Source organism: Microcystis sp. M53602_WE12 (genome assembly GCF_030065455.1).
In the GTDB taxonomy this organism is placed as follows: domain Bacteria; phylum Cyanobacteriota; class Cyanobacteriia; order Cyanobacteriales; family Microcystaceae; genus Microcystis; species Microcystis aeruginosa.
In genome coordinates, this window is the sequence record NZ_JASJFB010000475.1 from 1 (window position 1) to 5926 (window position 5926).

Genomic DNA, 5926 nt, shown 5'->3' on the forward strand with positions numbered 1-5926 from the left:
CAGGGGGTCAATTACCTAATTTTCAGGGAAAAAGTACCTGAATTTTCCCCCCAATCACTCCAAAGGTCGGCACTTTTTGAGGGAAAACAAGTCTAAAAACCCTATCCAACAAGGTTTTTAGATTTATTCAGCAAACCCTAATTACACATCTCAAGGGAAATTAATTTGGCACGACTACTTAACGAATTATTGCGATCGCTTGCCAGGAACTAATTTTCAGCGATAATCTAAAGTCAGAGTCCATCGGGAGATAAGATCATGAACTTTCGTCTAGTTCTATTTTCAGGCCTTGTTACCGCTTTAGTCGGGGCAGGTATCGGTTATGGCATTAGCCGCATTGAACGCAATCCCAGCCAAGTCAACTATAAAAATCCCTATAACTATCAAATCATCTATGGACGTTATTTTGCCGGTGCCGGGGCAGCCCTGGGCTTCTGTGTGGGTGCGGGTTTGCAAATGGTCAAAGAACTCAAAGAAGAAAGAGATAGAGAAATGGGCATCCTAGATGATGGCTCAGAATTCTAGTCTTTTGGGGCTAATTCCTCAAGAATGACGAATTGAACGTGATTAATCGCTAAATCGCCGATGGGAACTTGGGTTTTTAACACCGGTTGTCCTTCACTGAGCATTCGTTCAAAGGGGATATCTTTGGCAATTTCCGTGTGATACCAAGCTAAACCCATAAAGAAACGATTGGGATAGGGACCACCTTCAAAGATATCATCGGGATTGGACTCCATGGGAACCCAACCGATAGAGGGGAGATAAAATTCCATCCAGACGTGATTGTAATCTGGTTCGAGGGGTAAATTACGTTCGAGGGGATGGGGTGGGCATTTATAGCGTCCTACCGTGCGACAGGCAATACCATTGAGACGACACAAAGCCAATAATAAACCCACATATTCGCCACAGGAACCCACTCCGCGCCGCAGGGCAATATCGGGGGTGTCGATGTTGGGTTTGATGCCGTAGGAAAGCTGATCATAGACGTAGTTACGAATACTATAAACTTTTCTGAGGAGATTGGTTTCCCGACCGATCGCTTCTTCGGCAGCATTGAGGATAATTTCTGTATTCATGGCCAGATCATCATTATCGATCAAATAGCGATCGGGAAAATCGGCGGGTAAGGGGGGTAAATCTTCGCAATCTTGGGGAGTAATTTGGTATTTAATTCCCCATACTTCTAAGACTACTTTCCACCCAAAAATATGACGTTGTTTGCCGGTTATTTGCTCGAACTTAAATACTGCCACCCGCTGCCCGTCTTGAATTTCTTCAATAAAAGGCAATCCCACCGCTTCGACGCTGCGAATTTTTTGCCGTGGTGTTTCTAAGGGTAAAGCGATGCGCCATTCCACATCTTTTAGTTCGATATTATATAGAGGTTCCAATTCCTCGACGTAGGATAATTCAATCAGATAACCGTTAGAAAGGGCGTATTTTTTAGCGGGATCGTAGTGAAAATATAGAGGATGGACAAAAGTACGCGGACGATAACTAAGTTCGTAAACCTGTTCGGAATTGGGATTATCGCGGATAAAGGGTTCTTGGAAAGCATAGGCCACATATAGGATATCCTTGCCACTGTTCGCATCGCGATAAAATGCTAATCCCGTCGGCGATTCAAAAGGAGTTATCATGCTAAAAAGCTGTTCTCCCGTGGCGCGATCAAGACAGTAAACCGTTTGTTCTAGGGTATCCGTTAACCAAAGTTCTTCCCCGCGAATGGTGATATTTTCGATGCCGATACCAGGCGCGTACAAACGAGTAATTTCCTGTCCCGATTGGCGATCAAATATAAAGATTTGTCCAGAACGTTGACAAGTGACATAAATTGTGTTACCAGTTACGGCGACTCCGTTAGCGGTGTAGGGAAGACGGGTAAAAAATTTCGGGGTAAAATCTTCGAGAGTGCAGCAGTAGAGATTTTCGCGGGTAGTAAACCAGAGGTTATTTTGATCATCGATGGCCAATCCCGTCGTCCCGACGAATTCTTGCCAGCGATGGGAATTAAGTACAGTTGTATGACCAGTATCGAGGGCAATTTGGTATAAATAGCCGTTTTTTGCGTCGATAGCGATTAATTTGTTATCTTGAAATACAATTCCGTGCAGGGCCGTGGCGCTAATCGGGCGAATCGTTTGACGATGGGAGGGAAGACTGGCAGGATCGAAAATCATAGGAGGAAGCGAAAAGGGAGGGTGTTTTTAAGTGAATAAAACAGCAATTCTCCCCACGATAGCAAATTTTATCGCCCTTGAATGCTCGTAATGAACTCCAATTCCGAAAAAAATGTCAAGAATTGTCACCTATAGTCCCTCTCATACCCTTGTACCTACCTACGAGTGTTTCAATCGTTGCAGTTATTGTAATTTTCGCAGGGATTTAGGCACTGATGGCTGGTTAAGTTTAGACAAGGCAAAAGAGATTTTAACTGCTTTGCAGGGTTCGGAAATTACGGAAATTTTAATTCTTAGCGGCGAAGTTCATCCTTTAGCAGCCAATCGAGAGTCATGGTTTCGGCATATTTATAATTTAGCAGCATTGGCTTTAAATATGGGTTTTTATCCCCATACCAATGCGGGGATTTTAACTTTTGCCGAGATGGAAAAACTGAAAAATGTCAATCTATCTATGGGCATAATGTTAGAACAAATGACGGTGACTTTATTAAATACTGTCCATCGTCATGCCCCTAGTAAAGTGCCATCCCTGCGCTTAGAGCAGTTACAATGGGCGGGAGAATTAGGAATTCCTTTTACCACGGGTTTATTATTAGGAATTGGTGAAACAGAATGCGATCGCTTAGTAACCTTAGAAACTATTGCCGCTCTTCATCAACGTTGGGGACATATTCAAGAAGTGATCCTACAACCCTACAATCCGGGCAAAAGAGAACAGTGGCAAAATAATCCTTTTGATCTGCAAAAATTACCCGATCTGGTTAGGCAAGCCAGGGAAATTTTGCCCCCAGATATTGTCATTCAAATTCCCCCGAATTTAGTACCCGATCCTCTTTTTCTCTTGGATTGTTTAGCGGCAGGAGCGCGGGATTTAGGCGGTATTGGCATTATCGATGAAGTTAATCCCGATTACCTCCATTTACACCCCGATAAATTAAAGGAATTTTTAGCAGTTTATGGCTGGGAATTAAAGCCACGCCTACCGGTTTATCAGTAAACATTAATCAGGGAAAAGATAGCACTGTTAATGCCATTTAACAATCCTTACTTAATACCCCTTAATTGATTATTATTCATTCTTAATTCTCCTGACGACCGACGACCGAGGCTGCATCTCATTTTTGTAAATCTACCAATTGGGATTTTGACGGGGAAACTCTCGGCTAAGATCGGGCATTACTTCCGATTTTATCACTCAATCCAAGCTTTTGGGGGGTTCTACCCCCCAAACCCCCCGTTGGGAGCGTGGCGCCGCCCCCAAACCCCCCGCGCATTAGTTTTTCGGTGGGATGCTTACACGCAGCTGCTGATACATTTGTAATTATCTATAGCGTTTCCTGTTCGCAAGAGGTACATTATCGATGTTGAAAAGCTTAATTAGCAAAGGTTTAACTGTGTCACACAGGTGTGAGAACCGCTATAAGAGTTACTGATAATTGCTGACTGTCGGTATTCCTGCAAATGTGAGATGCACCGACGACTGGCTCCTAATTCTAACAACAATTTTTGATTTTTACCAGAGGTCTTATGATTCCCTCAAGCGAGCGCTACTGGCTCAAAAATGCTCATATTCCCGTTTCCCTGCTAGAAAATGAGAGTTTCTCTCCCCAAACCTCCGAGGGATTAACCTTAGTTAATCTGGAAATTAATGACGGTTACATTAATCGCATCACCTCAACAATCCCCCCCGAAGATAATATTCCCGTTATTGACCTCAAAAAAAAGATTGTTTTTCCTTGCTTTGTTGATATGCACACCCATCTCGATAAAGGTCATAGTTGGCATCGTTGTCCTAACCATGATGGCACTTTTGACAGTGCCTTAAAAATGGCCCTAGAGGATTCCCGACGGGAGTGGCGCTTAGAGGATGTGTATCGTCGCATGGAATTCGGCGTTAAATGCAGTTATGCCCACGGAACCGCCGCTATTCGCACCCATATCGACTCTTTTGGTCAACAGGCACAGATTAGCTTAACTGCTTTGGGAGAATTGCAACGACAATGGGCCGGTAAAATCACCCTGCAAGCGGTTTCTCTAGTTTCCCTTGACTACTATCAAACCTCCGAGGGAGCGGCCCTAGCCGATAAAATTGCCGAATTTGGGGGTATATTGGGGGGAGTAGCCTACACAAATGCCGATTTACAGGCACAAATTGATATTACCTTCAAATTAGCCCAAGAAAGGGGTTTAAATCTCGATTTTCATCTGGATGAAAACGGCGATTCCGATTCTACCTGTTTAGCAGCGATCGCGCGTACTGCTATCAAAGAGCAATTTGACGGACAAATCATCTGTGGTCACTGTTGCAGTTTAGCGGTACAATCCCATGAAATAATCCAAGAAACTTTAAATTTAGTCAAAAATGCGGGCATTGCTATCGTTAGCTTGCCGATGTGCAATCTCTACCTACAGGATCGTCAAGAGGAAAAAACCCCCTTTTGGCGCGGGACAACTAAGGTAAAAGAGATGAAAAAAGCGGGAATTCCGGTTGCTTTTGCCAGTGATAACTGTCGCGATCCCTTTTATGGTTTTGGGGATCACGATGGTTTAGAAGTCTTTACCCAAGCGGTGCGGATTGCTCATCTCGACACACCCTACGCTGACTGGGTAAATAGTGTCACCCTCACCCCAGCCAATCTGCTCGGATTGCCCCATTTAGGGCGCATTAAGACGGGTCTAGAGGCAAATTTGTTAATTTTCAAGGCTCGCTACTTTAGCGAGCTATTATCGCGACCACAGTGGGATCGTCTCGTGATTCGGCGCGGGTTGAGCATCGATACTACTCTCCCCGATTACCAAGAGTTAGATGATTTAGTTCTAGGAATTGAGCAAATCCTGTAAGGGTTTGACAAAAACTACCGATTCTAGGTTGATAGCACCGTAAATATGGGGAAAGGTCTCTTTTTCTAGCTCTAGAGTTGCATTTTCTGGGTTAGGATGCTGGGGCTGCTCCCATTTCACCGGGGACTGCAATTGTTCAGGAGAAATGGCTAAAACCAGCAAGTCTGGCTGATTTTGATAAAAAGCGGCCACAACTTTCGGAATTTGTTCTAAGGTGGAGCAATGGATAAATCCCTCATTTTTTAGGGAATACGCCCGATATTCCCCCATTTCACGAGCTATTTGCCAACCTCTTTCTGTAGTGATGTGATAGATCATCGGTTCGCCTCCTACTGTCACTTTATCCCTAATTTTAGGATATAGCCTGAAGCTGTCAGCGGCCCTCAATTCTCTTAAACTAGGGGTCAGGGAATAAAGACAAGAAATTTGTCCGACCAATTAAGTAGGTAGGCGTTAAAAGTTGTCAGACACCCCCCTTATCAAGGGGGGCAGGGGGGATCCCCCCGCCTATCGGCACCCCCCTTATCAAGGGGGGCAGGGGGGATCGAACCTAAAATCCATTTTTAATTTAATTATAACCAGCTACTTACCGGAAAAAAATGGCCGGTAACGTCCTCAAAATCTCTTTATAGTCTCCTTTTACCTGATATTAACCATTCCCCCTTAAAATGAGCTTACCGAGCCAGTAACTGCAAAAATCTATGCTAGATAAAATATTTACTCCCAATCCCTACGCTGAAAAACCCGCTCCTCTACGTCCTCGCAAGGGGGTAATTATCGGTGTTGGTCAGGTGGGGATGGCCTGCGCTTACTCGATGTTAATTCAAGACTGTTTTGATGAATTAATTCTGCAAGATATCGCCACGGATAAAGTCGAAGGGGAAGTGATGGATTTA

Annotated in this window: 6 protein-coding genes; 4 read left to right on the plus strand and 2 right to left on the minus strand. The window is 44.2% G+C overall.

The genetic code is table 11. The features are described from left to right. The first annotated feature begins 258 nt into the window (after window positions 1–258). Complete coding sequence (locus tag PX482_RS15820) at window positions 259–525, plus strand: hypothetical protein (protein ID WP_002763196.1); 267 nt, start codon at window positions 259–261, stop codon at window positions 523–525. Here PX482_RS15820 and PX482_RS15825 read toward each other — a convergent pair. Next, window positions 522–2186 carry a transglutaminase domain-containing protein gene (locus PX482_RS15825; RefSeq protein WP_288026329.1) on the minus strand — a complete coding sequence of 555 codons (1665 nt, stop codon included), beginning with the start codon at window positions 2184–2186 and terminating at the stop codon, window positions 522–524. The two genes, PX482_RS15820 and PX482_RS15825, sit on opposite strands and share 4 nt — an antisense overlap. 112 nt (window positions 2187–2298) lie before the next feature. Between PX482_RS15825 and cofG the strand changes: the two genes are divergently transcribed. Next, window positions 2299–3186 carry a 7,8-didemethyl-8-hydroxy-5-deazariboflavin synthase subunit CofG gene (gene cofG / locus PX482_RS15830; protein WP_288122666.1) on the plus strand — a complete coding sequence of 296 codons (888 nt, stop codon included), beginning with the start codon at window positions 2299–2301 and terminating at the stop codon, window positions 3184–3186. A 530-nt stretch (window positions 3187–3716) separates the two neighbouring features. Further along, window positions 3717–5030 carry a cytosine deaminase gene (locus PX482_RS15835; protein WP_002763203.1) on the plus strand — a complete coding sequence of 438 codons (1314 nt, stop codon included), beginning with the start codon at window positions 3717–3719 and terminating at the stop codon, window positions 5028–5030. On the opposite strand, the gene PX482_RS15840 is transcribed toward PX482_RS15835, so the two are convergent. After that, window positions 5007–5348, minus strand: coding sequence for a DUF952 domain-containing protein (locus tag PX482_RS15840; protein WP_287638283.1), 342 nt, complete (start codon window positions 5346–5348; stop codon window positions 5007–5009). The genes PX482_RS15835 and PX482_RS15840 overlap by 24 nt on opposite strands. 383 nt (window positions 5349–5731) lie before the next feature. Here PX482_RS15840 and PX482_RS15845 point away from each other — a divergent pair. Continuing rightward, window positions 5732–5926 (plus strand): lactate/malate family dehydrogenase (locus PX482_RS15845; protein ID WP_502888564.1); only part of this gene is annotated, 195 nt, incomplete at its 3' end.

Bases quoted from the DNA above. Each gene is read 5' to 3' on its own strand.
- PX482_RS15825 (WP_288026329.1), bottom strand. From the start codon at position 2,186: ATGATTTTCGATCCTGCCAGTCTTCCCTCCCATCGTCAAACGATTCGC.
- cofG (WP_288122666.1), top strand. From the start codon at position 2,299: ATGTCAAGAATTGTCACCTATAGTCCCTCTCATACCCTTGTACCTACC.
- PX482_RS15840 (WP_287638283.1), bottom strand. From the start codon at position 5,348: ATGATCTATCACATCACTACAGAAAGAGGTTGGCAAATAGCTCGTGAA.
- PX482_RS15835 (WP_002763203.1), top strand. From the start codon at position 3,717: ATGATTCCCTCAAGCGAGCGCTACTGGCTCAAAAATGCTCATATTCCC.
- PX482_RS15820 (WP_002763196.1), top strand. From the start codon at position 259: ATGAACTTTCGTCTAGTTCTATTTTCAGGCCTTGTTACCGCTTTAGTC.